This window comes from Martelella mediterranea DSM 17316, from assembly GCF_002043005.1.
GTDB lineage: Bacteria > Pseudomonadota > Alphaproteobacteria > Rhizobiales > Rhizobiaceae > Martelella > Martelella mediterranea.
Genome location: NZ_CP020330.1, coordinates 2,901,558 through 2,927,821 on the forward strand (window position 1 = coordinate 2,901,558; position 26,264 = coordinate 2,927,821).

Annotated in this window: 26 protein-coding genes; 17 read left to right on the forward strand and 9 right to left on the reverse strand. The window is 62.8% G+C overall.

The window, feature by feature from the left end; genetic code table 11:
* The first annotated feature begins 65 nt into the window (after positions 1-65).
* The 13 genes from nagZ (at position 66) to Mame_RS13590 (ending at position 14,334) form a co-directional block, all read left to right on the forward strand.
* Positions 66-1,085: a beta-N-acetylhexosaminidase gene (nagZ, locus tag Mame_RS13530; RefSeq protein ID WP_033409423.1), complete on the forward strand. Its 1,020-nt coding sequence runs from the start codon at positions 66-68 to the stop codon at positions 1,083-1,085.
* Between the two features lie 2 nt (positions 1,086-1,087).
* Positions 1,088-1,909, forward strand: a complete 822-nt coding sequence (locus Mame_RS13535) for a segregation and condensation protein A (protein ID WP_018063011.1) — start codon at positions 1,088-1,090, stop codon at positions 1,907-1,909.
* The gene (scpB, locus tag Mame_RS13540) at positions 1,906-2,601 is read left to right on the forward strand and encodes an SMC-Scp complex subunit ScpB (RefSeq protein WP_018063012.1); all 696 of its coding nucleotides are present in this window, start codon (positions 1,906-1,908) and stop codon (positions 2,599-2,601) included. The genes Mame_RS13535 and scpB overlap by 4 nt, the downstream gene beginning before the upstream one ends.
* 57 nt (positions 2,602-2,658) lie before the next feature.
* Positions 2,659-3,768 (forward strand): ABC transporter ATP-binding protein, encoded by a 1,110-nt coding sequence (locus Mame_RS13545; RefSeq protein ID WP_018063013.1) that lies wholly within the window; start codon positions 2,659-2,661, stop codon positions 3,766-3,768.
* Positions 3,769-3,786: 18 nt separating this feature from the next.
* A complete protein-coding gene (locus Mame_RS13550) occupies positions 3,787-4,002 on the forward strand; it encodes a twin-arginine translocase TatA/TatE family subunit (protein WP_018063014.1) in 216 nt (71 codons plus the stop codon).
* A gap of 40 nt (positions 4,003-4,042) precedes the next feature.
* Complete coding sequence (tatB, locus tag Mame_RS27685; protein WP_018063015.1) at positions 4,043-4,597, forward strand: Sec-independent protein translocase protein TatB; 555 nt, start codon at positions 4,043-4,045, stop codon at positions 4,595-4,597.
* Entirely contained in the window at positions 4,594-5,412 is an 819-nt protein-coding gene (tatC, locus tag Mame_RS13560; RefSeq protein ID WP_018063016.1) for a twin-arginine translocase subunit TatC, read from the forward strand. Before tatB ends, tatC begins: the two co-directional genes overlap by 4 nt.
* A gap of 548 nt (positions 5,413-5,960) precedes the next feature.
* Complete coding sequence (locus Mame_RS13565) at positions 5,961-6,284, forward strand: hypothetical protein (protein ID WP_018063017.1); 324 nt, start codon at positions 5,961-5,963, stop codon at positions 6,282-6,284.
* Between the two features lie 150 nt (positions 6,285-6,434).
* The gene (locus tag Mame_RS13570) at positions 6,435-6,863 is read left to right on the forward strand and encodes a hypothetical protein (protein WP_018063018.1); all 429 of its coding nucleotides are present in this window, start codon (positions 6,435-6,437) and stop codon (positions 6,861-6,863) included.
* A gap of 325 nt (positions 6,864-7,188) precedes the next feature.
* The gene (locus Mame_RS13575; protein ID WP_018063019.1) at positions 7,189-7,566 is read left to right on the forward strand and encodes a hypothetical protein; all 378 of its coding nucleotides are present in this window, start codon (positions 7,189-7,191) and stop codon (positions 7,564-7,566) included.
* A 431-nt stretch (positions 7,567-7,997) separates the two neighbouring features.
* Positions 7,998-9,275 carry an NHLP bacteriocin system secretion protein gene (locus tag Mame_RS13580; protein WP_079920802.1) on the forward strand — a complete coding sequence of 426 codons (1,278 nt, stop codon included), beginning with the start codon at positions 7,998-8,000 and terminating at the stop codon, positions 9,273-9,275.
* 16 nt (positions 9,276-9,291) lie between these two features.
* Positions 9,292-11,481 carry an NHLP family bacteriocin export ABC transporter peptidase/permease/ATPase subunit gene (locus tag Mame_RS13585; RefSeq protein WP_018063022.1) on the forward strand — a complete coding sequence of 730 codons (2,190 nt, stop codon included), beginning with the start codon at positions 9,292-9,294 and terminating at the stop codon, positions 11,479-11,481.
* Positions 11,482-11,493: 12 nt separating this feature from the next.
* Positions 11,494-14,334, forward strand: coding sequence for an NHLP bacteriocin export ABC transporter permease/ATPase subunit (locus tag Mame_RS13590; RefSeq protein ID WP_018063023.1), 2,841 nt, complete (start codon positions 11,494-11,496; stop codon positions 14,332-14,334).
* 88 nt (positions 14,335-14,422) lie between these two features.
* Here the strand turns inward: Mame_RS13590 and Mame_RS13595 are convergent, their stop codons facing one another.
* The 9 genes from Mame_RS13595 to Mame_RS13635 all read right to left on the reverse strand — a co-directional run bounded on the left by Mame_RS13595 (position 14,423) and on the right by Mame_RS13635 (position 23,048).
* The gene (locus tag Mame_RS13595) at positions 14,423-15,334 is read right to left on the reverse strand and encodes an ABC transporter permease (RefSeq protein WP_018063024.1); all 912 of its coding nucleotides are present in this window, start codon (positions 15,332-15,334) and stop codon (positions 14,423-14,425) included.
* A complete protein-coding gene (locus tag Mame_RS13600; protein WP_018063025.1) occupies positions 15,331-16,425 on the reverse strand; it encodes an ABC transporter permease in 1,095 nt (364 codons plus the stop codon). The genes Mame_RS13595 and Mame_RS13600 overlap by 4 nt, the downstream gene beginning before the upstream one ends.
* A complete protein-coding gene (locus Mame_RS13605; RefSeq protein WP_018063026.1) occupies positions 16,422-17,933 on the reverse strand; it encodes an ABC transporter ATP-binding protein in 1,512 nt (503 codons plus the stop codon). Before Mame_RS13605 ends, Mame_RS13600 begins: the two co-directional genes overlap by 4 nt.
* Positions 17,934-17,945: 12 nt before the next feature.
* A complete protein-coding gene (locus tag Mame_RS13610; protein WP_018063027.1) occupies positions 17,946-19,043 on the reverse strand; it encodes a BMP family ABC transporter substrate-binding protein in 1,098 nt (365 codons plus the stop codon).
* Between the two features lie 26 nt (positions 19,044-19,069).
* Positions 19,070-20,449, reverse strand: coding sequence for an amidohydrolase (locus Mame_RS13615; protein ID WP_018063028.1), 1,380 nt, complete (start codon positions 20,447-20,449; stop codon positions 19,070-19,072).
* The gene (locus Mame_RS13620; RefSeq protein WP_018063029.1) at positions 20,450-21,112 is read right to left on the reverse strand and encodes a glutathione S-transferase family protein; all 663 of its coding nucleotides are present in this window, start codon (positions 21,110-21,112) and stop codon (positions 20,450-20,452) included.
* Positions 21,109-21,942, reverse strand: a complete 834-nt coding sequence (locus Mame_RS13625; RefSeq protein ID WP_018063030.1) for an aromatic ring-hydroxylating oxygenase subunit alpha — start codon at positions 21,940-21,942, stop codon at positions 21,109-21,111. Before Mame_RS13625 ends, Mame_RS13620 begins: the two co-directional genes overlap by 4 nt.
* The gene (locus Mame_RS13630; RefSeq protein WP_018063031.1) at positions 21,939-22,586 is read right to left on the reverse strand and encodes a Rieske (2Fe-2S) protein; all 648 of its coding nucleotides are present in this window, start codon (positions 22,584-22,586) and stop codon (positions 21,939-21,941) included. The genes Mame_RS13625 and Mame_RS13630 overlap by 4 nt, the downstream gene beginning before the upstream one ends.
* 180 nt (positions 22,587-22,766) lie before the next feature.
* A complete protein-coding gene (locus Mame_RS13635; RefSeq protein ID WP_018063032.1) occupies positions 22,767-23,048 on the reverse strand; it encodes a hypothetical protein in 282 nt (93 codons plus the stop codon).
* Positions 23,049-23,236: 188 nt separating this feature from the next.
* Between Mame_RS13635 and Mame_RS13640 the strand changes: the two genes are divergently transcribed.
* The 4 genes from Mame_RS13640 (at position 23,237) to Mame_RS13655 (ending at position 26,184) form a co-directional block, all read left to right on the forward strand.
* A complete protein-coding gene (locus Mame_RS13640; protein WP_018063033.1) occupies positions 23,237-23,752 on the forward strand; it encodes a dihydrofolate reductase in 516 nt (171 codons plus the stop codon).
* A gap of 144 nt (positions 23,753-23,896) precedes the next feature.
* Entirely contained in the window at positions 23,897-25,042 is a 1,146-nt protein-coding gene (gene hflK, locus Mame_RS13645; protein ID WP_018063034.1) for an FtsH protease activity modulator HflK, read from the forward strand.
* Positions 25,042-25,989: a protease modulator HflC gene (gene hflC, locus Mame_RS13650; protein ID WP_018063035.1), complete on the forward strand. Its 948-nt coding sequence runs from the start codon at positions 25,042-25,044 to the stop codon at positions 25,987-25,989. Before hflK ends, hflC begins: the two co-directional genes overlap by 1 nt.
* 9 nt (positions 25,990-25,998) lie before the next feature.
* Entirely contained in the window at positions 25,999-26,184 is a 186-nt protein-coding gene (locus Mame_RS13655; protein WP_026173171.1) for a DUF2065 domain-containing protein, read from the forward strand.
* Positions 26,185-26,264 lie beyond the last annotated feature (80 nt).

Sequence of the window (26,264 nt, forward strand, 5' to 3'; positions counted from 1 at the left end):
CACAAAATTGTGCATGAATGACGGGGCCTGTTCGAGCTTTGGCCCCGATCTCATATGATTCGCCCATGACAAACGCCCCGAAAGCCATGATTCTCGGTTGCGCCGGCGCCCGCCTCAGCGACGAGGAGAGGGCATTCTTCCGCGCGGAGCAGCCCTGGGGCTTCATCCTTTTCGGCCGCAATGTCGAGACGATGGAGCAGATAAGGGCGCTGACGGCGGAGTTGCGCGCGGCTGTCGGTCGTAATGCCCCGGTTCTGATCGATCAGGAGGGCGGCACGGTGCGTCGTCTTCGCCCGCCGCTGGTGCGCGATTATCCCCCCGCCTCGGTGATCGGCAGGCTCTACGCCAGCTCTCCCGATGAGGCGAAAGAGGCGGCCTATGCCTGCGGGCGGCTGATTGCCGCGGACCTTCTGTCGGTTGGCGTCGATGTCGACTGCGCCCCGGTGCTCGACATGCCGCCGGAACCCGATACCGGCTTCATCGCCAATCGCGCCTTCGGGTCTGACCCGGAACAGGTGCGGGTTCTGGCGCAGGCCATGGCCGACGGGCTGAAGGCCGGCGGCGTGCTGCCGGTGATCAAGCACATGCCCGGCCACGGGCGCGGCCTTGCCGATTCCCATATCGGCCTGCCGGTGGTCAAAGAGCCGCTGGCGCTGCTTGCCGAGCGCGATTTCCGGCCGTTTCGCGAGCTGACAGGCATCCGGATGGCGATGACCTGCCATGTACTTTTCGAGGCGGTCGATGCCGAGAACCCGGCCTCGGCCTCGGCGAAGGTGGTCGAGCAGGTGATGCGCGGCTCGATCGGTTTCGACGGGCTGATCATCTCCGACGATATCTCGATGAACGCGCTGGCCGGCGATATCGGCGAGCGCGCCCGTGCTGTCGCTGCTGCCGGCATCGACATCATCCTGCATTGCAACGGCAAGATGGACGAGATGCGCGCCGTCGCCGATGCCGCCCCGGCGCTTGCCGGCGTATCCCTGATCCGCAGCGATCGCGCACTGGATGGCCGTCCTGCGGCCGATGACGCCAATCTCGCCGCGCTGTCCCGCCGTCTCGACGACATTCTTCAGGCGAGGAGCTGATCATGCAGGAAAGCTTCTTCCCCGAAAACGAGAATGCGACCGTCGAGGTGCGCGCCGCCGGTGAGGCCGTTCTGGTGATCGATGTGGGCGGTTTCGAGGGGCCGCTCGACCTGCTTCTGCATCTGGCGCGGACCCAGAAGGTTGATCTTGCCCGGATTTCGGTTCTGGCGCTGGCCGAGCAATATCTCGCCTTCATCGAAAGCGCGCGTCGCATCCGCATCGAGCTTGCCGCCGATTATCTGGTCATGGCCGCCTGGCTCGCCTATCTGAAGTCGCGGCTGCTGATTCCCAAAAGGCCGAGCGACCAGGAGCCTTCCGGCGAGGATATGGCGGCCACGCTCGCCTTCCGCCTCAAGCGGCTGGAGGCGATGCGCGATGCCGCAAGCCAGCTCGTCAACCGCAACCGGCTCGACCGGGACGTGTTCCGCCGCGGCGCGCCGGAACATATCCCCGATGAAACCGGCTCCAGCTACATGGCGTCGCTTTACGAGCTGCTGGACGCCTATGCCAATATGCGCCAGCGCGCGGCGGTCAGCGAGGTGACGATCGCCCTGCGTCACGTGTGGTCGCTCACCGATGCGCGCGAGCTCTTGCAGGGGCTGATCGGCGAGATCGGCGAATGGACCGCGCTCGATCGCTACCTGTTGCGCTATCTCACCCGGCCGGAGGATCTGCGCACCGCGATCGCCAGCACCTTCGCCGCCTCGCTGGAACTGGCGCGCGAGGGCAGGCTTGACCTGAGGCAGGACGAAGCCTTCGCGCCGCTGATGATGCGCCGCGGCAGAGGCAGGAGCGAGCCCTTCACCGGCGAGGCCGCCGAATGAGCGAGCCCGAGGACAACGATGAGTCGTTGAGCCCGGAACGGATGCTGGAGGCCGAGCGGATCGCCGAGGCGCTGGTTTTCGCCTCCGCCGAGCCGGTGAGCGAGGCCTATATCGCTGAGCGCATTCCCGACGGGGTCAATGTGGCCGAGCTGATGGCGGGCCTTGCCGAACAATACCGCAATCGCGGCGTCAATCTGGTGCGGGTCGAGGATCACTGGGCGTTCCGCACCGCAGCCGATCTCTCCTTCGTCATCCATCGCGGCGAGCGCGAGGCGCGCAAGCTGACCCGCGCAGCACTCGAAGTGTTGTCGATCATTGCCTACCACCAGCCGGTGACCCGCGCCGAGATCGAGGAAATCAGGGGCGTTCAGACCTCCAAGGGCACGCTCGACGTGCTGATGGAGGCGGGCTGGGTCCGCTTTCGCGGACGCCGGCGCACGCCTGGTCGTCCGGTGACCATGGGCACGACCCGCAGTTTTCTCGATCATTTCGGCCTTGAGGAAATCCGCGACCTGCCGGGCCTCGAGGAGTTGCGCGGCGCGGGCCTGCTGTCTGGCCGGATACCGCCCGGCTTCCAGATACCGCTGCCGCTCAATGACGACGAAGACCTCACCGATGACGAAGAGCCGCTGGATGCCGCCGACCTCGAGGATCTGGGGCTTTTGACACCGGGCGGTAAACATGATGAATAAGCTCTAGAAAAAGCCGTCGCGCCGATGTATGGCGAGGCAAAACGTTCTGGAGCGGCGATGAATTTTGCCCGGCGCCCTGTAGCTGAGAGCGGTCAGACCGCGCGGCTCGGTTTCGAAGATATCCGCCACGGCTATGGCCAGGGCGACGTCGTCAAGGGCGTGTCGCTGTCTGCCGCGCCCGGAGAGGTGCTGTGCCTGCTGGGGCCGTCCGGTTCGGGAAAAAGCACGCTTCTGCGCATCGCCGCCGGCCTTGAACAGCCGCATCACGGCCGGCTGCTGATCGATGGCGTCGAGGTGACCGGGCCGTCGACCTTCCTGCCGCCGGAGCGGCGCGGCATCGGGCTGATGTTTCAGGATTTCGCGCTGTTTCCGCATATGACGGTCGCCGACAATGTCGCCTTCGGCCTGCAGCGCCTGCCAAGAGCGTCACGGCAGGCCGCCGTCGGCGAGGCTCTCGCGCGCGTCGGGCTTTCCGGCTACCGCGACAAATATCCGCATATGCTGTCGGGCGGCGAGCAGCAACGCGTGGCGCTGGCGCGCGCCGTCGCCCCGCGCCCTTCCGTACTGTTGATGGACGAACCGTTTTCCGGCCTCGATTCGCGGCTGAAGGATCAGGTGCGCGCCGAAACGCTGGCCGTTCTGCGCGAGACCGGCGCGACCGTCATGATCGTTACGCACGACCCCGGCGAGGCGATGGGGGTGGCCGACAGGATCGCCTTGCTGAAGGACGGACATCTGGTGCAGACGGGCACGCCGCGCGCGCTGTTTTCCCGACCGGAGAGCCTGTTCGCCGCCTCTTTCTTCTCTGAAATCAATCGTTTCGAAGGAAAAGTTGAAGCGGGACGGGTTGAGATTCCTTTCGGTAGCCGGTCGGTCGCCGCCGCCATGCCGGACGGCCCTGTCACGATCGCGATCCGCCCCGGCGATATCCGTCTGAGCCAGGAGGCGACGCTTTCCGGCCAGCCGGCGGAGGTGCTCGAACGCCGCTTTCTCGGTACCCAGGAACTGTTCCGGCTGAGGATCGAGGGTACGTCGCATGTTGTCGACGCCAGCATTTCCGCCGGCGCGATCGGTGAGGGCGTGGGACGGGTTTTCATCGAAGTCGACGATCAGACTATTTTGGTATTTGAAAATCGCGAGCAAACGCCTTACACCAGAGACACCTAAGTAACAGGAGATTTGGTTATGGGTAATCTCGGTATCTGGCAGCTGCTCATCATTCTGGCGATTGTCGTGCTGCTTTTCGGCCGCGGCAAGATTCCCGAACTCATGGGCGATGTCGCCAAGGGCATCAAGAGCTTCAAGAAGGGCATTTCGGACGACGACGAAAAGCCGGCGGAGAAGGACAAGACCGTCGAGCACACTGTTGACCACAGGGCAGACGAGACCAAGCAGGGCTGATGCCGGGCAGCCGGCAACGGCTGGCCGCAGGAGAATGTGAATGCTTGACATTGGCTGGACCGAGCTTTTGGTCGTGGCGATCGTGCTGGTCGTTGTCGTTGGGCCCCGCGAACTTCCGCATGTGCTGAGGACCTTCGGCAAGACCATGACGAAGTTTCGGCGCATGGCGTCCGACTTCCGGTCACAGATGGACGATGCGCTAAAAGAGGCGGATATGGAAGACGTCTCGACGGCGATCCGGGACGTCAGAAGAATCAATCCCGCCAATCAGTTGCGCGACGCGATCAATCCATTGCGCCAGACCGCGCGGGATATCGACTCCGACCTCAGGAAATCGACCGCGCTCGACAACAAGCCTAAGCCCAAAGCCGATGGGCCGGAGCTGAAGAAGGCGTCCTATCCCACGCCCGGCACAAACCCCGATGTCTCGCCCGTCAATGCGTTCGACAAGGCGGCGGCGAAAAAGGACGAGGCTGCACCGGCGCTGGTCTCGAAGCCCCGGGACGAAAAGCTTGTCAGCCACAGGCCCGGCTTCAAGGCCGCGCCCAGGCCGGTCAAATCGAAATCGTCCGGTGGACGCAGGAGCGGGCGATGAGCGTAAAGAACGATATCGACGACAAGCCGCAGCCGCTTGTCGAGCATCTGATCGAGCTCAGAAAGCGCCTTGTCTGGTCTCTGGTGGCTTTTTTCCTTGGCTTTCTGCTCTGTTTCGCCTTCGCCAAGGATCTCTTCAACATTCTGGTTCTGCCCTATAAATGGGCGGTGATCTGGTCCGGACATGATCCGGAGAAGATGCAGCTCATTTATACCGCGCCGCAGGAATTCTTCTTCACCCAGATCAAGATATCGTTGTTTGGCGGCCTGCTTCTGGCGTTTCCGGTGATCGCCTTCCAGGTCTACAGTTTTGTTGCGCCCGGTCTTTACCGGAACGAGCGTTCGGCCTTTCTGCCGTTCCTGGTCGCATCGCCGATCCTGTTCATCCTTGGCGGCGCCATCGTCTATTTCTTCCTGATCCCGGTGGTCATGCTGTTCTTCCTTGGCATGCAGCAATCCGCGGGAGAGGGGGAGGTGGCGATCTCGCTGCTGCCGAAGGTTTCGGAATATCTCAGTCTGATCATGTCGCTGGTGCTGGCCTTTGGTCTGGTTTTCCAGCTTCCGGTGGTCACCACGCTGATGGCGCGCGTCGGACTTGTCTCGTCGCAATGGCTTGCCAAGCAGCGCAAATTCGCGATCGTGATCGCCTTCATCATCGCCGCCATCCTGACCCCGCCCGATCCGCTCTCGCAGCTCGGTCTGGCGCTGCCGACCGTGCTTCTCTACGAGGTCGCGATCTATGCGGCGCGGATTGTCGAGCGCAAGCGCGTCGAAGCGGCGGAGGAAGACAGCGCTTCGGAAGAGGACGAGGCTTAAGACACCTCGGACAGAGGGTGAGCCCGCGCCGCGGGCCGTCCCGTCCCCCTTTTTGGTTACATCCCTTCGAAGGAAAGAGTCCCCTCTGTTGCACCAGCGTTGGGAGCATTGCCGTCTTTGGCGGGGGCTATCGCAATTCATTATCGTGCAGCGTCGCAGAGCCCGCTTTATCTCGGCGGTCGGGATGGCGGCAGCGTGCCTCCTCGACGCAGACCTCTTTCAACGCCATGGAGCGAAGGCATTTACCCATCGTGCCTGATCATCTCAAGATTGCGCTATCATAGTTACTTTTAGTTACGTCTCGTAACGCAATATAACTAAGTAACAATGTTAAAATTCGTCAATAGTCCATTTTTTATTTGATATTTTTGACTTAGTATTATTTACTTCTCTTGGCGGGTATCCATTGGTTGTTCGATTGGAAGTCGTGAGTCTGGGTGACGATGACTGGCCGGCTTCGCGAATGTCGGACAGACTTCGCAGCCGGATGCCAAATCCGTGTCCGCTAGCTGTGGCCGTTTGAAAACTGAATTCTATGGAGAGCAGAAATGGCAAACGAGAACATCAAATCGCCGATGGGCGCAGATGAAGCTGAAATCAAGGAATTGGGCTCCGAGGAACTGCAGGCGGCTTCCGGCGGCTCGATGCTCATGCCCGGCATTGCCCTGCCCGATGGTTTGGCGAACGCTGTGGCAAATGGTGTCGAAGATGTTGGCGCGACGGTCAAGAATGTAGTCGAAACTGGCGCCGCGGATGTCGCTAAAGCAGCGGATTGGGTTGGCGATGCGGCGTCCAAGGCCGGATCGGCGCTTGAGACCGGTGTCAAGGATGTCGCCAAGGGCATCTGGGACGCCTCTGCCGACTGGTGCTGATGAGATAAAGCAGACCATTGATAATTCCGTCACGCTTGCCGACATTCCATTAAGTCATTGGATTTGTTGGTATTTCTGTGGAGGATATCGGAGATTCAATCGCCGACCATGAGAAGAAAACCCAGTGGGCTTCTGATAGATCGCTGCGCGATGAACGACGGCAAAGGCGATCACGTGGCAAGCAATGCGACACTTTTCTATGAAGGAGTTAGGATGACAAACGAAGGTAAAAAACTGGCCGGTCCGGAGACCGACGATACCGAGCTCCAGGAGCTCGGCCCGGAGAACCTCCAAAGTGTCTCTGGCGGAGGTTTTTTCGGTGATGCCTTGAGTGATCTTGAACAGGGTGCCGAAGATGTCGGTCATGCGGCTGCGACGGCGGGCAAATGGGTTAAGAACGAAGCCGAGAAGCATCCTTACGTTGCTGCTGGGATTGGGGCTGTTGGCATTGCGGCTGTCGGCGGCGTCGCATATTTGCTTGCAGACGCAGGCGAAGATGCGGCGGCCGACGTGGCGCTGAAGCCCAACGGACTTTCCTTTAAAGACAACATGCGCGATATGTTCGACGAATCCGACTGACCGCACAGCTGGTCGCGTTGGACCATCGTCGCCGAAGGGTAAGCCGACGAAGGTCGGAAATAGAGGGGTCCTAAGCTCGAAAAAATGGAACTAAGAAACTTGCTCAGGGAAATGAAGTATGTCGCCGGCGATGAGGTGTCCGAACAGGCTTTCAACAAGCTGACCGCCGTCGGTCCAAGCCATATAAGCCGGTGATTGCGTCGAGCGGTTTGAGTATCGCCGCTCCACGTCGGATGATGATCGAGGCCGGAAACGGGGTTGCGTGAAGAATGTCGGGTCGTGTGTTTCCTTTCTTAATAAATCCAATCTGACGGAAGGTTGTCTTATGAAAGCTTCTGCAAACGGCATTTGTCCAGCCAAGTCGGACGAAACGAACATGGATGAGCTCAATCAAGAGGAGCTGCAAGTCGTCGCTGGTGGCGGTGTCTTTGGCGATGTTTGGGACGGAATTAAAACAGGGGCGGACGATGTCGGTAGCGCCGCTTCTTCCGCATATAACTGGACCAAGAGCGAGGCTGAAGCGCATCCTGATATCGCCAAGGGGATCGCAATTGCGGGGTCGATGGCAGTAGGCGTCGCAGCAGGTGGCGCTATCGCTGAAGCGATTAGTGCTGGTGCGGAAGCCGATGCCGAGAAGGCGGGATTTTTAAGGGCGGCCAAGCGGGTCGCGGATGTCTTGAGGGATGATCCCGACTATGACTAAATCGCCACTCAGGTCGCCGGATTGGGCGACTTGGGCGAAAGCTGCTTACGGCTGAAGAAGCTCTTTTCTGAAAGAGACGTTCCTCCAGTGAAAAGTGCCCAGGGGCGAATGGAGGGCCTGACTAGCGTAGACTTCCAGAATGGAAGTCGCCGGGAGCGACTTAATTGGCGATGGTGAAGACAGACGTTAAGGGCGACCATCCTGGTAGGTGACTAAAGATCTAACAAGCGGTACTGGGCTGCCAGCCAGCAAGACTCTAAAGATCGTTCTCGGCAGTTTTCTCGAACGCCAACATTCGCAGGAGCGGATCCCGCTCCGCGAGCGACGGATTAGTTCTGAACGCAGCGAAATGCAGGCTGGGCGGTTTTTCGGACGTGGAAATCGAGCACCGTAACATCGTGCTCCAAGAATATCGAAAGTGCGCCAAGTTCATGTCCAATCCCGAAGAGCCCCGCAAGCAGGTCTATCGCGAATCCGCTCTCAAACATCTCCAGACCCCTGAAAGCACTGACAGTCTGATGCGTGTCGTCGGCCCGAGCGGCTGGGTCGTGGCGATCGCGATCGCGCTCGTCTTCTGCGGCGCGATCTACTGGAGCATTTTCGGCACGGTGACGACCTTTGTGCAGGGCAAGGGCATTCTCGGTCCGGCCTATGGCGAGACCCGCGACTTTGTGGCGACCCATTCCGGCATATTGCGCTCGCTGCCGGTTCAACTCGGCGATACGGTCGAAAAGGGCGAGCTTCTGGCATCCATCGAAATCGTCTCCGTGGCCGAGGACAAGCGCGAGGCAGAACGGACGCTGCGCTCGCTGAAGACAGAGCAGGACCTGCTGGAAACCTACTGGAACAACCTGCTGCCGCAACAGATGGCCGACCTCAAGCAGAAGGAAGAGGATCTGGAGCGCCAGATCGCGTGGGACGAGCAGCAGCTCGACAGCCGGAAGAAAATTCTGGAGGGCTTCGAACAGGCCAGCAGCGATGGCGCGATAACGCCGCTGAGGCTTGAACAGGCCCGGGACTCATTCATTGAGGCATCCGCAAATCTGGATGGGAACAAATTCGACAAGGAACAGCTCGCGGCCAAGCGGCTCGAGCTTGAAAACCAGAAGACCACGGCGTTTCAGGCGATGAGCGACCGGCTGCTGAAGGCCCAGGAAAACCTCGCCGATCTCGAAGACACGCTCGATAGCGGCGGAAAGGTGTTGTCCGACATGTCCGGGCGGGTCATTGCGGTCGACGCCAGCATCGGCTCCTTTGTGCAGCCGGGATCCCCCATCGTGACGGTTCAGCCCGTCAACACCGATATCGAAGGGGTGTTTTTCGCCAACCCCCTGCACGGAAAGAAAGTCCTGGCGGGGATGGAAGTCAATGTTTCGCCATCCACCGTTGAGGCCTCCCGTTTCGGCACGATCCGCGGAAAGGTCGTCTGGGTCAGCGAAGACCCGCAAAGCGACACCGCCGTCGCGCGTCAGCTCGGCAACGAAACGCTGGCCAAGGCGCTTGCCGGCAGCGAACCCCCGATCGCCTTCGGCGTGCAACTGGAAAAGGACGCGGCCTCGCCCTCCGGATTGAAATGGACTTCGGGGCACGGCCCGAACATGAAGGTCCGGACCGGCACGCTGGCCGATGCCGATGTCGCCGTGGAGCAGGTTCCGCCGATCGTTCTGGTGATACCCGCGATCCGCCGCGTCCTCGGTCTCGATCAATGACTGGCGGAGCGCGGGCATGACGAAACGGTTTTCGGCGCTGAGACCGGGAAGGATCTTTCGCAACGCAAAAACGCCGACCATCCTGCAGATGGAGGCGGTCGAATGCGGGGCTGCCTGTCTTGCCATGGTGCTGGCCCATCACGGCCGATGGGTCGCCCTTGAAAGGATGAGGCTCGAATGCGGCGTGTCGCGAAATGGCTCGAACGCCTGGAGCCTGATCGAGGCCGCCAGACGCTTCGGCTGCGAGGCAAAAGGCTTCAAGGTCGGACTGGAGAGACTGCGCGAGGTAACGCTGCCTGCCATCATCTTCTGGCGCTTCAATCACTTCGTCGTGCTGGAAAAGATCGACCGCAAGGGCGCCCAGATCAATGACCCGGCGCAGGGGCGCAGGCGCGTCGCCTGGTCGGAGATGGATAGGGATTTCACGGGCATCGTGGTGACCGTCGAGCCCGGGCCGGATTTTAAGACCGGCGGCGAGAAGCCATCGGTCCTGCGCGAGTTGAGGCAGCTTTCGCGCGGCACGGCAGGACCCTTCGCCTTCATATTGCTGGTAACGCTCCTGATGGTCATACCCGGCATCGTGATACCGGCGCTCAGCAAGATCTATGTCGATGGCTTCCTTGTCGGCGGACAGGAGGACTGGGTCCGGCCGCTGCTTGCGGCCTATGTCGTGGCCGGCGGGCTGAGCTTGCTTCTGAGCTGGCTGCAGAAGCATTACCTGATGCGGTTTTCGGCCAGGGTCAGCATCGACATGACGCGCAAGGTGCTGTGGCGGCTGCTGCACCTGCCCATGGACTTTTTCAGCCAGCGTTTTGCCGGGGATATTTCGAGCCGGCTCGGATCCGCCGGCCGGGTTGCGTCGATGATCTCCGGGCCGCTGGCGTTCAGCATCGTCGGCATGATCTCGGTTGTCGTCTATGGCGCTCTGATGTTTTCCTACAGTGTGCCGCTGGCCTCGCTCGTCGTCGCCATGGCCGTCATCAACCTGATCATGGCGCGGGTCGTCTGGCTGCGGCTTGAAAACGCGCGCCATCTTCTGGCCAAGAACGGGGCGGAGCAGGCCTCGGCGATCATGAGCGGCCTCTCGGCGATCGAGACGGTCAAGGCCGCCGGGCTCGAGGACGATCTGTTTTCCCGCTGGGGCGGCCTCCAGGCCCAGCTCGTCTCGCTGTCGCAGACCATCGGGCGGCAGAACAACCTGCTCGGCCTGCTGCCGGGGACCCTTTCAGCGTTGGGGCATATCGCGATTCTCAGCCTCGGCGCCCTGTTCGTTCTGGACGGTCGGCTGACCGTGGGCGACCTCGTCGCGTTTCAGGTTCTGGTCGGCAGTTTCACCGGGCCGATTTCGGGGCTCGTGGGACTGGGTTCGTCATTGCAGACCACGCAGGTCGACCTCAACCGTCTCGATGACGTCATCAATTACGGTTCCGCCGAGCCGGCAGGGGCCGCGGCGCGGCCGCAGGCCGCCACCGCCGCGGTAAGGCTCGTCGGCAAGGTCGAGCTTCGCAATGTCACCTTCGGATACAGCCGGCTTGAAAAGCCGCTGCTCGACGATTTCTCGCTGCTGCTGCAGCCGGGCATGCGCATCGCGCTCGTCGGCGCCAGCGGCTCGGGAAAATCGACCGTCGGCAAGCTGGTTGCCGGGCTTTACCGGCCATGGCAGGGCGAAATTTTCTTCGATGACATCCCCCTGCAACAGATCGACCGTCTGACGCTGACCTCGTCGCTCGGCGTGGTCAGCCAGGATATCAATGTCTTCAGCGGGACATTGCGGGACAATATCACGCTCTGGGATACATCGATCCCCGAACCTGCGATCAGCCGCGCGGTCGCCGATGCCTGCCTCGATCAATTGCCGCTGGTGCGCGAGCAGGGGATCGATGCCGCCTTGTCGGAAGCAGGGCGCAATCTCAGCGGCGGCGAACGCCAACGGCTCGAGATTGCCCGCGCTCTGGCGCGCGATCCGTCGGTGCTGATCATGGACGAGGCGACGTCGGCGCTCGACCCCGTCACCGAGCAGACCGTCGACATGAACCTTAGACGGCGCGGCTGCGCCTGCCTGATCGTCGCCCAGCGGCTCTCGACCATCCGCGACAGCGACGAGATCATCGTTCTCGATCAGGGCCGGATCGTCCAGCGCGGCACACATGATCGATTGATAGCTGAGCCGGACGGGCACTATGCCCGCCTTGTGGCCGCTCACTGAGAAGCAGACCGGATGACCGACAGCCAGCAAACAGACCTGCCAACGGCGCTTCGCAAGGCCCGCGACGCCGCCCGGATGCCGCGTGCCATCCCGCTCAATGAGGTTGATGGCGTCTTCGTTGTCGAAGAGGGCGCTGCCGACGTGTTCGCGGTCGACCCCGATACGCAGATCTACGGCCCCCTGCATCATCTCATGCGCCTCGCCGGCGGCGACGCATTCACCGGGCTGGCCGATGTCGTCTGGGAAGGAGGCGCGCCCGATATCATCGTTGTCCCCGCACCCGGCTGCCGCCTCGCCGCCACCGAAGAAGGGCCGTCCGGCGCTGGCGTCGACGCCTGGATCGGCCGCCTGCTGGCTGCCTGCCCATCCGCCCTGCCGCCACGCGGCATCGCGCCGTTGCGCGCCGGGCAGCATGTCTCGATACCGGAAGGAGCGGCGGTCTGCGCCGCCGGCGCATTGCTCTGGCTTGAGACGGATGGCGTTCTCAAGTCAGGCGACGGGCGCGAGCTCGGGCCGGGTCTGGCGCCGCTGACGGCGGATTTCTGGGTCCAGGCGCAGGCCCCGGTCACGGCGCGGGTCCATGATAGCGCAGCCCTTGCCGAGGCGGGATGGCTGCAACGCGGGCGGGCGGAAGCGCTGCGTGTCGCGCTCGCAGGCATCGCAACGATGCTGGCCACAAATCGTCTTGTCGGCCGGGACGATGTCGGGCGTCGCGACCAGGCGGCAGAGCTGCGCCTGAAGGCCGCCTCCGGCGAGGTGGCGGCGCTTCTCGATCACCGGGCGAAACAGCCAGCGGGCACGCTGGAGCCCGATGCGCTGGCGCGCTGCGCGGCGCGCGTGGCGGCGGCGGATGGTATCCGGCTGAAGGCCCAACGGTCTCTTGTTAAAGGGGAGCGCGGCGAGGCGATCGCGGCGATCGCCCGGGCCAACCATGTGCGCTGCAGGCGCGCCCGGCTGCCGGAGGAATGGTGGCGCGGCGACCACGGCGCGTTCCTGGCCTTTACCGAAAGCGGCGAACCCGCCTGCCTCATTCCCGGCCGCTTCGGTTATCGCCATATCGATTCCGAGGGCCGCGAGCGCAAGGTCGGCAGGCAGTTTGCCGAAACGCTCGCGCCGGAAGCCTATATCTTCTATCGACCGCTGCCGGACGGCAAGGTGACGTCGCGCATGCTGCTCGGCTTCGTGTTCCGCAACAATGTCCGGGCTTTCGCCACCATCCTGATCGCGTCGGCCTGCGCGGCGCTGCTGGCGCTGCTCACGCCGCTGGTGTCCGGCCATATCTTCGATACGATCATCCCGAAAGCCGAATATGACCAGTTGCGCCAGGTCACCATCGTTCTGGTGGCGGCGGCGTTCGCCACGCTCGGCTTCGGCACGGCGCGCGCGCTGACGCAATTGCGGATGCGCGGCCGGATCGACGCGGTGGTGCAGAGCGCGGTCTGGGACCGGCTGCTGCGCCTGCCGGCCTCCTTCTTCCAGCAATACGAGGTCGGCGATCTCGCGAACCGCGCATCCGGGATCAACGCGCTCAGCCGGGCACTCAGTGGCTCGACCCTTTCGGTCCTGTTCAGCGGTTTGTTCTCCACCGTCAGCCTGGCGATGATGTTCTATTATCAGCCCATGCTCGCCGGCATTGCCGTGGGCTTCGTGGTGTTCGTCATTCTGATCAGTTCGGCTTTTGCCTATCTGCAATTGCTATACCAGCGCGAACAATACGAACTGCGCGGAAAACTGTCCGCCAGAACCTTCCAGTTCGTATCCGGCATTGCTACGCTGAAGGTCAACGGTGCGGAACGGCTGGCATTTGCCGACTGGACCGAACGCTTTGCCCGCGACATGCATTTCCGGCTGCGCTCCAACGTGCTGTCCTACAGCGAGGGGCTGCTGACGAGCGGGGTTCTCATCGTCTTCCATATCGTCGCGCTGGCGGTGTTCGCCTTTTATGTCGAGGACGTGTCGACCGGAACCTTCATCGCGTTCAACACGGCCTTCGGGCAGTTTTACGGCGGGCTCTCCGGCTTTGCCGGCGCGTTCGTCACGCTGATGTCGCTGAAGCCGCTCTATGAACGCACCGAGCCCATTCTGGCGGGTGAACCGGAGGTTTCGGGCGCTAAAATAGACCCCGGCGAGTTGAGCGGCCGGATCGTCATCGCCCATGCCAGCTTCGCCTATGAGGCGGCCGACCGGCCGATCCTCGACGATGTGAGCCTGGATATCCGGCCCGGCGAGTTCGTGGCGGTCGTGGGGCCGTCGGGCAGCGGCAAGTCGACGCTGCTGCGCTTGCTGCTGGGCTTCGCGACGCCCCAAAAGGGCGGCGTTGCCTATGACGGTCATGATCTTGAAAAGGTCGATCCCGCCGCGCTGCGCCGGCAGATCGGCGTGGTCCTTCAGGATGGCAAGCTCCTGACAGGCAGCATTCGCGACAACATCACCGCCAACGGCATCTACACCGAGGCCGATATCTGGCAGGCCGTCAGGGATTCCGGCCTCGAGCGCGATATCAGGGCGATGCCGATGGGCTTGCAGACGCCGGTCGGCGAGGGCGCGGCAACCTTCTCGGGCGGGCAGAAGCAACGGCTTCTGATCGCGCGCGCCCTGGTGCGCAAGCCGCGCATCGTGCTGTTCGATGAAGCGACCAGCGCTCTCGACAATGTCACCCAGGCCGAGGTCAGCGCCGCGCTGGAGCGCATGAAGGCGACTCGCATCATCATCGCGCATCGGCTTTCAACGATCCGCCACGCCGACCGCATCCATGTTCTTGAAAACGGCAGGATCGTCGAAAGCGGGAGTTTTGACGAACTGCTCGCGCGGGACGGTGCTTTCACCGCGCTGGCAAACCGTCAACTGGCATAGAGCCCCTCAGGTTTAAATGGGGGCAGTGTGCACAGAAGGACGCGCCGGTCTGGGCAAACAGGCGCTCCTCTTTTCAGCCTGGCAGGGTCTACCGTTCATACGGCTCGCCGAGCGAGGCGATGCCGTTGAGCTTCAGCAGGCGTCGGTCGGCAGAGATGATGCCGAGCACGATGATGGTGACGATATAGGGCAGGGCGGAGAGCAGTTGCGAGGGCAGGCCGACGCCGGACGCCTGGGCGGCAAGGCTCAGCAGCGAAACCAGCCCGAACATGCAGGCGCCGAGAAAGACCCGGCCCGTCAGCCACGTGCCGAAGACGACGAGGGCGATGGCGATCCAGCCGCGTCCGGCGATCATGCCGTCGGCCCAGAGCGGCGTGTAGACCGTTGCGGCATAGGCGCCGGCAAAACCTGCCATGGCGCCGCCGAAGACGATCGCCGCCAGACGCACGGCGATGACCGGAAAGCCGATCGCATGCGCGGCCTTGGGGTTTTCGCCGACGGCCCGTATGACGAGGCCCGTCTTGGTGCGGTTCAGCATGAACCAGACGCCGAATGTGGCCACCAGCGACAGCCAGACCACGATATCCTGGCTGAACAGTCCACCGACCACGGGGATATCGGAGAGGCCAGGGATCGCAAGCTTCGGCAGGCCTTTGATCGTCAGGCTCTCATAGGTCTTGCCGAACAGCGCCGAAAGCCCCTGTCCGAGAATGCCGATCGCAAGCCCGGCCGCGACCTGATTGGCCCGGAAACCCAGCACGACGAAGGCAAAGATCAACGCAAGCAGCGCGCTGACGATGCCTGCGGCGACAAATCCGAGAATATGGCTTCCGCTTTGATAGACGACGATGAAGGCGATCGCCGCGCCCAGCGCCATCAGCCCCTCGAGGCCGAGATTGATCACCCCGGAGCGCTCGACCACGAGCTCGCCGAGGGCGGCCAGCAGGAACGGCGTTGCGGCGGCGAGCATGCCGGCGATGATGAATTCGACTGCGTTCATGCCGCGCTCCGACGATGGGTGGCCGGCCACTCCAGCCGATAGCGCACGAAAGCGATGGCGACGAGATAGGCCAGAAGCAGGCTGCCCTGGAATACCCGAACCGCCGCGACCGGTAGGTTGGCGGAGACCATGGCATTGTCCCCGCCGATATAGAGCGCTGCCATGAACAGCGAGGAGAAGATGATCCCGATGGGGTGCAGGCCGCCGAGATAGGCAACGATGATCGCCGCATAGCCGTAGCCCGTCGCAATCGAACGCTGGAGCTGGCCGACGGGGCCGGCCACTTCGGCAGCGCCCGCGAGGCCGGCCGCAAAGCCACCGATCAGCAGCGAAAGCCAGATCGCGCTCTTGTCGCTAAACCCGGCATAGCCCGCCGCCTTCGGCGCCAGCCCGCCGACCTGCAGCCTGTAGCCCATGAAGCTCTTCTGCATGAACACGAAGGCGGCGGCCGAGAAGGCGAGCGCGATCAGCAGCGAAACATTGACCCTGGTGCCGGGGATCAGCGTCGGCACCATCGCGTCATACTGAAACATCACCGATTGCGGGAAGTTGAAGCCGTTCGGGTCCTTCCACGGCCCGAGCAGCAGGTAGTAGAGCAATTGCAGCGCGACGAGGCTCAGCATCAGCGAAACGAGGATTTCACTGGCGTTGAGGCGCGCGCGCCAGAACGCCGTGATCGACGCCCACAGCGCGCCGCCGACGGCGCCGAGCAGAAGCATCAGCGGCCAGATCCAGAACCCCGTCGCCATCGGGAACCAGACCGGTATCGCGGAGGCGAAGATCGCGCCGAGGATGAACTGTCCTTCCGCGCCGATATTGAACACCTTCGCCCGGAACCCGATCGCGAGACCCTGCGCGATCAAAAGCAGCGGTCCGGTTTTCAGCAGCACTTCCGAAAACGAGGTCCAGGAGATGAAGGGTTCGAGCAGCATGGCATAGACGACCGCCACCGGGCTGCGGCCCATCAGCACGTAAAGCCCGACATTGAGGATCACGGCCACTAGCAGCGCCAGCGGCGGCGCGAGCAGGGTCGCCTTCAAGGAGGCCTGCTCGCGCTTCACCAGATTGGGCAGGAATGACAGGGCGGTCATGAGGCGCGCTTTCCTGCTTCGGAACCGATCATGTAGCGGCCGATCTCCTCGGGTCGGGTGTCGCGGGTGACGAGCGGCGGGCTCAGCCTGCCGTGATGGAGCACCTGGATATGGTCGGAAAGCTCGAACAATTCCTCAAGCTCCTCGGAAATCACCAGGATCGCCATGCCGGCATTGCGCAGCGCGACCAGCCGCTGCCGGATCGCGGTCGCGGCTCCGATGTCAACGCCCCAGGTCGGCTGGGCAACGAACAGCAGTTTCGGCGCCAGCATGATCTCGCGCCCGACGATGAATTTCTGCAGATTGCCGCCGGAAAGCGCGCCGGCTTCGGCCTGCGGGCCCGGCGTGCGGACGTCATATTCGCTGATGCACTCAAGGGCGAAGGCCTCTGCCGCTTTCCTGTCGATCACGCCGTTGCGGACCACGTTGCGGCCATGGGCGGTCAGAATGGCGTTTATCGCCAGAGACATTTCCGGAACCGCGCCCCGGCCAAGCCGTTCTTCCGGAACGAAGGCGAATCCGAGCTTGCGGCGTGCGGCGGCACCCATGGGACCAACATCCTTGCCCATCATGAAGATGCGGTCAGCGGTGGGAAGCCGGGTCTCGCCGGAAATCAGAGCGGTCAGCTCGCTCTGGCCATTGCCGGAAATGCCGGCGATGCCGAGGATTTCGCCGCCGCGAACGGTGAGTGTAATGCCGGAAAGCGACACGCCGAACGGGTCTTCGGGCTTGTAGTCGAGGCCGATGATCTCGAGTTGCTTGTCGCCCTGCTCGACCGGTTCGGCGGGCACCGGCTCGGGGATGTCGCGGCCGATCATCATCTTCGCAAGCGTATGCTCGTCATGCGCGCGCGGGTCGAGATGGCCGGTGACGCGACCGGCGCGCAGGATCGTCGCCCGGTCGCAGATCGCCTGGATTTCCTCCAGTTTGTGCGAGATCAGCAGGATCGACACGCCGCCATCGCGCAGGCGTTGCAATGTCTCGAACAGTAGGGTGACCGCCTGTGGCGGCAGCACCGATGTCGGCTCGTCGAGGATGAGCAGCTTGGGATCGGTCATCAGGCAGCGGATGATCTCGACCCGCTGACGCTCGCCCACCGAAAGCGCGTGGACATGGGCGAAGGGATCGACCTCCAGCCCGAAATCGCGGCCGAGCGCGCGCATGCGCTCGGCAAGCGCGGCCTTGGCGCCGGGCATGACGAGTTGGATATTCTCGACGACGGTCAGCGTCTCGAACAGGGAGAAATGCTGGAACACCATTCCAATGCCCTGGCGGCGGGCGGCGGCGGGAGAGGCGAGCGCGATCGGCTCGCCATTCCACGCCATGCTGCCGGCGTCGGGCTGCTCCACGCCATAGATCAGCTTCATCAGCGTGGACTTGCCCGCGCCGTTCTCGCCGAGGATCGCATGGATCGATCGCGGAGCGACGGCGAGGTCTATGTCCTGGTTGGCCTGGACCTGTCCGTAGCTCTTCGAAATGCCCCTGAGCGAAAGGAGTGGTGTCTCCATTCCCTGCGGGCCTTATTGCGGCAGCGGCGTGGTGACGCCCTTGACGTGCCAGTCCATGGCGACGATCTGTTCGTCGGTCATGGTCTCGCCGGCGGCCACGCCCTCGCTGCCGTCAGCCTTGGCGATCGGCCCGGTGAACGGCGAGAAGCTGCCGTCGGCGATCTGGGCTTCGGTCGACTTGATCTTCTCCATGATGTCGGCAGGGATGTCGCTGTTGAGGTCGACGACTTCGACCACATTGTCAGCCATACCGAGGAAGGCATTGGCGCCCTTGAATGTTCCGTTCATATGGGCATCGACCTGCGCCTTGAAATAGGGCGACCAGTCGGTGGCCACGCAGCCGAGATATTTCTCCGGCGCGTATTTCTGCATCGACGAGTTGAGGTTGAAGGCGTAGACGCCGGCTTCCTCGCAGGCCGAGATGACCGAGGGCGTGTCCTGGGCGTTGGAGAAGATCACGTCGCAGCCCTGCGCGATCAGCGCCTTGGCGGCATCCTGTTCCTGTGCCGGATCGAACCAGGAATTGACCCAGACAACCGAGACCTCGACATCCGGATTGACCGCCTGCGCGCCGAGCGTGAAGGCATTGATCGAGGTGATCAGCTCAGGAATGGCGAAGGCCGAGACAGAGCCGAGCTTGCCGGATTTTGAAACCGCTGCGGCGGCCATGCCGAGCAGATAGGTGCCCTGGAAATATTTGGCGGCAAACGGCGAGAAATTCGGTCCGACCATATAGCCGGAGGCATGCAGCACGCTGATCTTCGGATTGCGCCGGGCGATCTGGAACGCGCCGTTCTGATAGCCGAACGATCCGGCGATCAGGAAATTATTCCCATCGGCGACGGTCTTGTTCATGATCCGGTCGGCATCCGGGCCTTCCATGATGTTTTCAAGCACGGTGACCTTCACCTTGTCGCCATAGGCTTCCTTGACCGGCTCGAGGCCTGCGGCCAGTGCATGGCCCCAGCCGACATCGCCGATCGGTGACGGCACGACGAGGGTGATGCCGAGCGGTTCGTCGGCGGCGAAGGCGTGCCGGGTGCCCATGGCACCGGCAAGGCCGGTGGCGGCTGCGGCCTGGATCAAGGTTCTGCGGGTAATCTTGGTCATGTTATCGGTTCCCTGGAGGTTGGTCTTCACATTGCAATGCCGGCGAGCGCCTGTTCGGCGTCCGCAAAAAGCTTGTGCTCGTCGAGGCCGGCGAATGCGCCATCCTGCCAGACGATCCGTCCGTTGATCATGGTCATGTCGGTCGCGCTGCCGATGCCGACGCGTGGGATCAGGCTCAGCGGATCGTGTCTGGTGCCGACATAGTCCATGCGGCGCGTGTCGATCGCGAACAGGTCGGCGGCCATGCCGGGCGCGAGCCGGCCGATATCGTTGCGCCCAAGCAGGCTTGCGCCGCCAGTGGTGGCGTAGGCCAGGAAATCGGCGGGCGGCGGCACGGGGTGCTCGCGGGTCGATGAGACCAGGCATTGCAGCATGTAGCCCGAATGCAGGCAGTGCATCAGGTTGGAATTGTCGTTGGAGGCAGCACCATCGCAGCCGAGCCCGACACGCAGGCCGAAGGCGGCCATCGCCGGAATGTCGGTCACCTCGGCGCCGACCAGATACACCGGCTCCGGGCAGTGGGAGACGCCGGTGCCGCTTGCCGCCATCCGGCGAAGCTCGTCATGGCTCAGTTCCCAGCAATGGGCGTAGAAGGTGTCGGGGCCGGCAAAACCGATCTCCTCCAGATAGTCGACAGTGCGCTTGCCGTAACGGGCCTCCATCACCGGGCTTTCGCCCTCGCCGACATGGGTGTGCAGCAACACGCCGCGATCGCGCGCCAGACGCACCGATTCCACGAAGGTCTCGCGATAGCTGTTGACCGGCTGGCAGGGCGAGACCACGACCTGGCGCATGCTGAAGGGCTTTGCATCGTGATAGGCGTCGATCAGCCGCGCGCAGTCATCGATAAATTCGTCGGTGGTCTCCAGCATCTCGTCGGGTATGGTCGAGCCCTCGGATTTCGGCAGGCTGTTGCCGCCGCGCCCGGCGTGGAACCGCATGCCGAACAGGTCAGCGGCCTCGAACTGGCGGTCGATCAGCCGTTTGCCGGCATGGCGCGGGAAATTGTACTGATGGTCGAAGGCGGTGGTGCAGCCATGCTTGATCAGTTCGGCCATGGCCGTGACTGAGGAATGATAGAAACAGTCCTCGTCAAGCCGCGAGAACACCGGATAAATCCGGTCGAGCCATTCGATGACTGACAGTTTGGTCCAGTCCAGATCGGCCCGGTTGCGCACGAAGCACTGGAAGAAGTGATGATGCGTGTTGACGAGGCCGGGATAGACGAACCATCCATCCGCATCGATTTCCGTCGTGCCCCCGGGAATTTCTCCCTCGGCAAGACCCGTGCCGATGGCCTTGATCGCCGGGCCCTCGGTGAGAAGATCGACATTGCGCAGCACGGTCGGACCGTTGCCTTCATCGACCACAACGGCCGCGCAGTTCTTGAGCAGATAGCCGGTCACTCAGCTTTCCTCCGCCGCGTGTTCCGGTTCAGGCTTCAGTTCATGCAGCCGGTGGATGCCCGGCATCTCGATGAAGCCGTCGAGCGAGCGGATGGCGCGCAGCCACATGCGGATCGTCGGGTAGGGATCGAGCAGGATATTGCCGTCGGGGGCGAGCGCCACATAGGGGAAGCAGGCGATATCGGCTATCGTTGGCCGGTCGGCGGCAAGATAGCGCATGCCACGTTCGCGTTGCTCGAAAAGCCCCATCTCCAGTTCCCTGAGGGCCGCGACGCCCGCGGCGGACATGGCATCGATGTCGCCCGGCATGTTGAGCATCTGATGAAGCCTGGCACCGCCGAGGCTCGCCGTCAGCCTGGGCGAGAAGGCAAGCCATTGCTGCACGAGGGCGATCTCGACGGGATTATCGGCCCGACCAAGCCACGCGGGCGCCGAACCGGCCGCGATATAGGCGAGCATGGCCGAGGATTCGGTCAGCACGAGATCGCCATCCGTCAGGATCGGGAGCGTTCCCGCCGGATTGAGCTGCCGCATTTCCGGGCCGCGATGTTCCCTGCCGGGGTGAAAGTCGACCGCGCGGGTCTCAAGCGTGACGCCGGCCAGCGCCGCCATCAGCCGGACCTTGTAACAGCTTGGAGAAAGTATGTAGTCGTAGAGTTTCATTGGGCCACCAATTGCGCGCCATAGGTATAGTTGTGGCGCTTCAGCCAGCGTCTGTAGGCGATGGATGTCATGTCGGCCCGCGTCGGGATTTCCTTGCCGGGGTCAAGCGGCAGGCGCGCGGGGATCTGGTTTTCGAGGATCGAACGGTCCTGCAGGAAGATCATCTGCTGGAACTGGATCAGGTCGGTCATCGAGGAGGTGTCGTCAAACAGCGCCATCCACGGCCATACCTCGCACACTTCCTCCGTCAGCGGTTGAACGAAGAGCGCGATCACATCCCACTCGCCGGGGCGCGGCGGACAGGATTTGTAAAGCACCGAACAGGTGGGGGCGGGGACGCGGTACATATAGTCCGTGTCGATGCCGCCGCTTGCCGACTTGGCCGCCTGCGGCTGGTAGAACTTCACCTGGGTCGCCCAGACCTCGTCCTCCTCCTCGCGGATTTCGACCTTGTAGTTGAAGACTTCGGTATGCGGCTCCGCGCCGAGAATATCGGTGTGGACGAACGGGAAATGGGCGATGTCGAGAAAGTTTTCCACGGCCCTGAGCGGCGAGCACTGAACCCGGACGATCCCGACTTCGACAAGGCGGCGTTCGGGATCGTCGGCTTCCGGAATGTCGAACAGTTCGTGGTCGGGCGTGCCGAGCGAGGTCCAGACGTGGCCGTAGCGTATCCGTACCGGCAGCGCACGTCCGTCTTCGGTTGTCACCTTCGCCTCGTCAGCGCCGACGCGCGCCACGGTGATGTTCTCGCCCATCAGCATGGTGTCGCGGCGATCGAGCTGGCTGAACAGCGCGACCGGATACCATTCGTCTCGCATGGCATTCATGAGCCGGCTCCCTGGTTGCTGGCGGCTTCCGCCTTGCGGCGCAGCGTTTCCGCCTGCCGCGAGACGGCGATCCGCTGCGGGGGCGTTGCGTCGGCGGAAACGAGCACATGAATCAACGTTGCGGCTTCGCCCTGCGGGGCAAGCAGAAGACAGAAGGCGTCATCGGATGGTTTCAGCAGGCCGTCGGCATCCGCTTTTGCTTCAGTGGCCAGTTCGATGGCGGCAATGCCGGCGCTCACGCTCAGCGAGCGAAGCGGCATCAGCCCGTTCAGGGGCGGCGGCGTGCCGGCATCCTCGCCGCTCGCGATCCAGATGATGCCGTCCTGTTCGATCACGGGATAGGTTTCAACGCGGATGGTCTTTGGCGGGGTCAGATCGGGGTGGGCCGGGATGCGCAGACACTGGCCATCCTGGCCATAGCGCCAGCCATGATAAATGCAGGACAGCGCCTCGCCGCGCACGAAGCCGTGGGAAAGGCGCATGCCCCTGTGGGGACAGCGGTCGTCGGAGGCGGTCAGGCGGCCGGAGGCGCTGCGCCACAGGGCGATGGTCTTGGTCGCGAGACTGGCCGGCATCGCCGTGCTCGCGGCCAGGTCGGCCGAGAGCGCCGCCGGCGTCCATCTGCCTGTTGTCTGGGGGTGCATTTCGGGGCTTTCCAAACATTGATTTGTCATCGGCCGGCGCGCCCTTTCAACAAGTGATCGCATCGACGGCGTCTAAATTTGCACAGCAAATATGCATTGGCAAGAATGAACAAATTTGATGCAAAGGTAATTCAGGGTGCGGTCGCCGAAGCCGGGCGTCTTGAGGCATAGCTGGCCCCGTCAATGGCCGACCGGCTCATCGGATTTCGGCATGGCATTGAGCGGCAGGCATTCGATGTCTTCGACCCAGATATCGATCGGCCCCAGCGAACAGGCCATTTCCATCGCGTCGATCAGGGCAGGCGGGCCTTTGACCGCCATCTCGATGCGCTCGGGCGAGGCGGTGATGATTCGCTTCTCCAGTCCGAGCTTGCGGGCATGCCGGTCCATCCACGGGATGAAGCTGTCGGCGCCGAAACGGCCGCGCATGATGAATTTCTGTGTCTGGTCGATCTGGGTCAAAGGCGGTTCTCTGAAAGGGTCGTCGCGCCTGCCGAAGGCTTTCGGCCAGATTATGCAGTCGCGTCGTACCCGTCCAGCCCTCGCGCGGACAATCCCCCTCTTCTGGGCCCCCTCTGGCCCCCTCTGGCATTGCGCCTTGCAAGATGGGTATGGCATGAAGCGGCGAGCCGCTTTTGAGGAGCCCAATCATGGAAAAAATCGATATCGTGCTGGTCGCGGCCGTGGCCGAAAACGGGGTGATCGGCCGGGCCGGCGACATGCCCTGGCACCTGGGCTCCGATTTCAGACGCTTTCGCGCGATCACCAAAGGCAAGCCGCAGATCATGGGCCGCAAGACCTTCGAATCGATCGGCAAGCCGCTTCCCGGCCGCACCAATATCGTCGTGTCGCGCGATCCCGGCCTCGTGATCGAGGGATGCCTGACCGCGACCTCGCTGGAGGACGCGCTGGCGCTCGCCAGAAAGGACGCCGTGGAGAAGGGCGTGGACGAAATCTGCATTCAGGGCGGCGGCGAAATCTACCGGCAGGCGCTAGCACTGGCCGACCGGCTGCGCATCACCCATGTCGAGACCACGCTTGCAGGCGATACGGTGTTTCCGGAAATCGATCCCGCGCTCTGGGAGGTTGGCGAGGAGGAAAGGCTTCCCGCCGGCGAGAAGGATGACTATCCGACCTGCTACAGGGTCTATGAGCGGTGTCGTTGAACAGGAATTTACCGAGAAAACTCTTTCGTTATCACGGATCGCGTTGAAAGCGGTCGTCTGCATCCTTATAACGGGTCAAACGCCTTGCGCGTCAACGGGACCGCGCTTTGCGGTTCAGAGGAAACAAACAGTTAAGAGGTGTGGATGCCCTGGAGCAATCAGAATGGCGGCGGTCCCTGGGGAGGCGGCGGCGATAATCAGGGGCCCTGGGGCCAGGGGCCGAAGCGCCCCTCCGGCGGCGGCAATGGCGGCAACGGAAACGGCGGCCCGCCTGATATCGAGGATTTCTTCCGCAAGGGCCAGGATCAGTTCAAGGGCATGTTCCCCGGCGGTTTCAGCGCCGGCCTGATCGCGATCATCGTTCTGGTGTTGGCGGTGTTCTGGATCATGCAGTCGGTCTACACCATCCAGCCCGACCAGCGCGGCGTGGAACTGCGCTTCGGCAAGCCCAAGACGGACGTCGCCCAACCGGGTCTGCACTTCATGTTCTGGCCGTTCGAGACCGTCGAAAAGGTCGACATCACCGAACGTCGCATGAGCCTTGGCGGCGGCCGCGGAGACCCCGAGGGCATCATGTTGACCGGCGATCAGAACATCGTCGATCTCAGCTTCTCGGTGATCTACAACGTGACCGACCCCAAGAGCTTCCTGTTTGATGTCGAATCGCCCATCGAGACGCTCAATCAGGTATCGGAAAGCGCCATGCGCGAAGTTGTCGGCCGCAGGCCCGCCAACGACGTCTACCGCGAGCAGCGTGAGGCGATCGCCGTCAACGTGAAGTCGATCATTCAGGAAACGATGAACGAATACGGCGCCGGCATCACCGTCAACGCGGTGTCCTTCCAGGATGCGTCGCCGCCGCAACAGGTGGCCGATGCCTTCGACGAGGTGCAGCGCGCCGGACAGGATGCGGACCGCTTCCAGCAGGAAGCCAACCAGTATGCCAACAAGGAACTGGGCGCTGCCCGCGGTAACGCGGCCGTGGTCCGCGAGGCGGCGGCGGCCTACAAGGACCGCGTCGTCAAGGAAGCAGAGGGTGAGGCCGAGCGCTTCATCTCGATCTATGATTCCTATCGCACCGCACCTGACGTGACACGCAAGCGCCTCTATCTCGAGACCATGCAGGACGCGTTGTCGCAGTCCAAGAACGTCATCGTCGATGATGAAGGGCAGGGGGTCGTTCCCTATCTGCCGCTCGATCAGATCGACCGTGATGCGGCCCAGCGGACGCAGCGGACGCTTCCCGCATCATCCTCGACGCAGAACCTGACGCAGGGAGCGAGCCAGTAATGTCATCCAATCGTCTTCTCGCTACCCTTGCCGCCATTGGCGTCATTCTCGTGGTGCTTTACGGCTCGTTCTTCGTGGTCAATCCGCGCCAGCAGGCGATCGTCATCCGTTTCGGTGAGATCCAGCGCGTGGAGTCGGAGCCGGGAATCTATTTCAAGCTTCCCTTCTCCTTCATCGATGCCGACCGCGTTCAGTATGTCTCGAAGCAGGATCTCCGCTTTGACCTCAGCGATCTGCGTATCCAGGTCGCCGACGGCAAGTTCTACATCGTCGACGCTTTCGCGGTGTACAACATCAACGATCCCGAACGCTTCCGCGAGGCCGTTTCGGGCGACCGGACGGAGGCCGAAGGGCAGTTGCGGTCGCTGCTCGATTCGGCCCTGCGCCGGGTCTATGGCCTGCGCGGCTTCCAGGCGGCGCTTTCCTTCGAACGCGCTTCGATGATGGAGGAAGTCCAGGAACTGCTGCGCAACGACGCCGAGAAGCTCGGCATCAAGATCGTCGACGTCCGCGTTCTGCGCACCGACCTGACCCCCGAGGTCTCGGAAGATACCTATTCGCGGATGAAGTCGGAGCGTCTTGCGGAAGCCGAGGCGATCCGGGCAAACGGCCGCGAACAGGCCGAAACCCGGCGGGCCGTGGCCGATCGCCAGGTCGTCGAGATCACCTCGCAGGCGGAAAAGGAAGCCGAAATCCTGCGCGGTGAGGGCGATGGCCAACGCAACCGCATCCTTGGCGATGCCTATGGCCGCGATCCTGCCTTCTTCGCCTTCTATCGTTCGATGAACGCCTACAAGGACGTCATCAACGACAATGCGACGATGGTGCTGTCGCCGAATTCGGAGTTCTTCGAGTATTTCGGCTCCAGCGGCAGCGACGATGCGCCCGCGCCATTCGCGCCGGACGTGGAAGAGGATACGACGGAAGCTCCCGCCGGGAGCAACTGATCCATGCTGATGCAGGATATCCTGATCGGATTCGCATTCTTTCTGATCATCGAGGGGCTGGTCTATGCACTGGCCCCTTCGTTTCTTGTCTCCATGGCAAGACTGCTGCCGACTTTCTCGGAAGGCGCATTGAGGCTGGCAGGCGTTGTCGCCGTCGCGCTTGGCGTGCTGCTGGTGTTCCTGGTGCACGGGTGAGGCCGTGGGAGGCGGGCCCATCATTTTCGGAGGGTCCGGTCTCGATCTTCGCCGGAAATGCCCTATGATCTGATCATCAA